The organism is Phyllobacterium sp., from assembly GCF_037994425.1.
In the GTDB taxonomy this organism is placed as follows: domain Bacteria; phylum Pseudomonadota; class Alphaproteobacteria; order Rhizobiales; family Rhizobiaceae; genus Phyllobacterium.
The window spans coordinates 1-3,321 of sequence record NZ_JBBNAM010000309.1; the positions used below are offsets into that span (position 1 = coordinate 1).

Genomic DNA, 3,321 nt, shown 5'->3' on the forward strand with positions numbered 1-3,321 from the left:
TGTTCAACTCGACGGGATCGGCCAAAGCCTTGCGGATGAGGTAAGGCGATGCAAGTGCTGTCCCAACAAAGAGGCCTGCCCCCTTAAGGACGCTGCGTCTTGTCGAAGAAATGTCGAATGGTTTGGTGGTGGTCATCTCGTTCCCCTTTATGTGGTTGATCCAGAGGATAAGAAGCCGCCTTCCATATGAAAAATTAATTCTGGTTATTGTTGCATTTCGATTGCTTATTGTTTCACAAGTTCGCCCCCGCGTTGCGCAGGGTCGCCGGAAATGCCTGCCTCATCCAGTTTCGCCACCAGATGATTGACAAGCCCGATACCTGCTTCCGAAAGGCGGGGATGCTTGTAGAAAAGGCCGACGCGGATTTCCGCCAGCGACGGAAAGCCGTCGGCCTCGGTGAGCGTGCGCATACCAGGAAGCATTGTGTAGCGGGTCAGCGCCGATGCCCCAAGCCCATTGACGACCGCATTCTGCAGACCGCCAATGCCGGAGCCCGAATAGGCCACACGCCAACGAATATGCGCAGCATCAAGCGCTTCGATCATGCGCGCCCTGTAAACGCATCCTTCAGGATGGGCGGCCAAGGCTACCCCGGCCGGAAGGTCAAACTGCGCCGTCTCGGCAGCGGCCCAGATGGGTCGCTCGATCCAGGAACGCGAAAGATATTGCGCACGCTCGCCACTGGCCATCGCCACCGCCACATCAAGTTCATCGGCCTTCAGGCGCTCGAGGATCTCCTCGCTCCATCCACAATAGATCTCCAGCGCTATACCGGGATGCCTGCGCGTGTACTCGGTAATGACGCCCTGCAGAAACGAGACGGCATAATCGTTGGGCAGGCCTATGCGCAGCACGCCCGCAATTTTCGCCCGGTTGAAATAGGATGCGGCTTCATCGTTTAGCCGGAGAATTTCTCGTGCGTAGCTGAGCAGCATTTCGCCATCGCTGGTCAGAAGGAACGAGCGTCCGGATTGTTTCATGAGGGGTGATCCGACGATGTCCTCCAGCCGGCGCATCTGGAGCGAAATAGCCGGCTGCGTTCTTCCCAACGCCTCCCCTGCCTTGGTGAAGGCGCCGAGGTCGATAACCGAAACGAATGTCCTGAGGAGGTCGGTTTGAAAGTTCACGATGCTGCGCACGATTACAAATCCTTATGTGAACATGTTCATTATAAATTTCACATATCACACATAGCGTTCTTATTCATTATCTCCCGCAACAGGTAGGAGATGATTATGTCGCAAGAAACTGTGTTTGCTGCCGAGCTATCCTGGCCGGAATATGAGCGAACGGTACTACAGGGCCGTGTCCCGATCCTGCTCCCGATCGGCGCCATGGAACAACATGGCTGCCACATGCCACTCAATGTCGATGTGCTGCTTCCCGTGGAGTTTTGCCGACGCGTTGCGACGGCCACGGGTGCTCTGGTCGCTCCGCCTTTTACATACGGCTACAAATCCCATCAGAAATCTGGTGGCGGCAACCATCTGCCTGGCACCACGAGCCTGGATGGAGCGACGCTTGTCGCTGCCTTGAAAGACGTCATCAAGGAGTTTGCACGCCATGGCGTGCGTCGTATCTGCCTGATGAATGGCCATTTCGAGAATGCCTGGTTTATCACGGAAGGTATTGATCTTGCGCTTCGCGAGCTAGGTTGGAGCGGCATCAACGACATGAAGATCGTCGTGCTGTCCTACTGGGATTTTGTCGACAAGGCCACCATCGCCAAACTCTATCCGCAGGGTTTCCCGGGATGGGATCTGGAGCATGGAGGCGTTCTCGAGACGTCGCTTATGCTGGCACTTTATCCGCAATTCGTGCATCTTGATCGCGCTGTTGATCACCCACCAGCGGTTTTCCCCCCATACGATGTCTATCCGGTGAACCGGGAGCTTACGCCAAAGAGTGGGACGCTTTCGTCTCCAAGGGAGGCGTCTGGTGAAAAGGGCGAGATACTGCTTGCGGTTTGCACCGACGCAATTGTGGCTGCCCTCAAGACGGAGTTTCCTGCATCGCCATAAAGCTCTATTTGCTGGCCGCGGCTTCGAAGGCGCGGCCAACAGGCATTTTAAACGTCAGCGGATCTTGTTGGTTGCTCCACTGTCATAAGTTTGCCGCTCGGATTCTTCGCTAGCCAACCCGCAGTCTTCAATGGGCAGCTTGCCTTGTGGATCCAGTTCCGGTTCTGGCGTTGTGTGCACAGGTACGCCAGGGGTCAGGAAGCGGCCCTTCCAGTCAACGGGAATATAGAACGCCACCGTCAATTCCTGATGATGTTGTGTTCAGGACCGAACGGGAAACCGGTGATATTCTCTGCACCCGATTCCTGAACGATAAGAATGTCATGCTCGCGATAGCCGCCGGCGCCCGGCACCCCGTTGGGAAGCATCACCATCGGTTCCATCGATACGACCATTCCGGGCTGCAGTTCTGTTTCGATATCCTCGCGCAGCTCAACGCCAGCCTCCCGGCCATAGTAATGGCTAAGCACACCGAAGGAGTGGCCGTAGCCGAAGGATCGATATTTCAACAGATCCCATTCCCGGTACATCTCGTTCAGTTCGATGGCGATGTCCTTGCACTTTGCACCTGGCTTGATCAGTTCGAGCCCGCGGCGATGGACGGCAACATTCTTTAGCCAAATATCGAGACTGGCGTCATCCACGTGGTCACAGAACAATGTCCGTTCAAGTGCAGTATAGTAGCCGAAGATCATCGGGAAAGTATTGAGCGACAGGATATCGCCCGACTGAACGATCCTGTTGGTGACGGGATTGTGCGCACCATCGGTATTTATCCCGGACTGAAACCACGTCCATGTATCCATGAGTTCGACAAATGGGAATGATTTGGCAATTTCCCTGACCATGGCGTTCGTGGCCGCGATCGCTACTTCATGTTCGCGAACGCCTGCCTTTACCGCTTCCACGCAGGCTGCGCCGCCGACGTCACAAACACGCGCTCCTTCGCGTATCAGCGATTGCTCCTCGAAAGATTTGACGGTCCGCATCCACATTGAAGGCTGGCTGACGTCGACGAACTCGACCCCCGGAAGCGCTTCTTCCAGCTGACGGCGGAACTCGAGTGAAACATGATCGAATTCAATTCCGATCCGCCTTGCACCCGGGGTGAGTTGCCGGATTGCGCCGTAATAATTGTCCCTGCGCCAGTCAGTATATGTAATGTTGTCGCCAAAGCTGCGTCTCCAGGGCTGGCCACCATCGATGCCTGCCGAGATGGTGGTCGCGCTGTCATGATCGATCACCATCCCGTATTTTCGCCCGAAGTAGCAGTAAAGCCAACCCGAGTAGTAGTTGATA

General features: G+C 55.6%; 4 protein-coding genes. 1 reads left to right on the forward strand and 3 read right to left on the reverse strand.

Features of this window, described 5'->3' with window-relative positions:
- Positions 1 to 225 precede the first annotated feature (225 nt).
- Positions 226 to 1,140 carry a LysR substrate-binding domain-containing protein gene (locus AAAB35_RS20850; RefSeq protein WP_340670189.1) on the reverse strand — a complete coding sequence of 305 codons (915 nt, stop codon included), beginning with the start codon at positions 1,138 to 1,140 and terminating at the stop codon, positions 226 to 228.
- Between the two features lie 96 nt (positions 1,141 to 1,236).
- Here AAAB35_RS20850 and AAAB35_RS20855 point away from each other — a divergent pair, with 96 nt between their 5' ends.
- The gene (locus AAAB35_RS20855) at positions 1,237 to 2,022 is read left to right on the forward strand and encodes a creatininase (RefSeq protein ID WP_340670191.1); all 786 of its coding nucleotides are present in this window, start codon (positions 1,237 to 1,239) and stop codon (positions 2,020 to 2,022) included.
- A gap of 54 nt (positions 2,023 to 2,076) precedes the next feature.
- Here AAAB35_RS20855 and AAAB35_RS20860 read toward each other — a convergent pair whose 3' ends face one another.
- Together AAAB35_RS20860 and AAAB35_RS20865 are read right to left on the reverse strand one after the other, a co-directional pair.
- Positions 2,077 to 2,259 (reverse strand): hypothetical protein, encoded by a 183-nt coding sequence (locus AAAB35_RS20860; protein ID WP_340670192.1) that lies wholly within the window; start codon positions 2,257 to 2,259, stop codon positions 2,077 to 2,079.
- Between the two features lie 2 nt (positions 2,260 to 2,261).
- Positions 2,262 to 3,321: M24 family metallopeptidase (locus tag AAAB35_RS20865; protein WP_340670193.1), on the reverse strand; the 1,060-nt coding region annotated here is incomplete at its 5' end.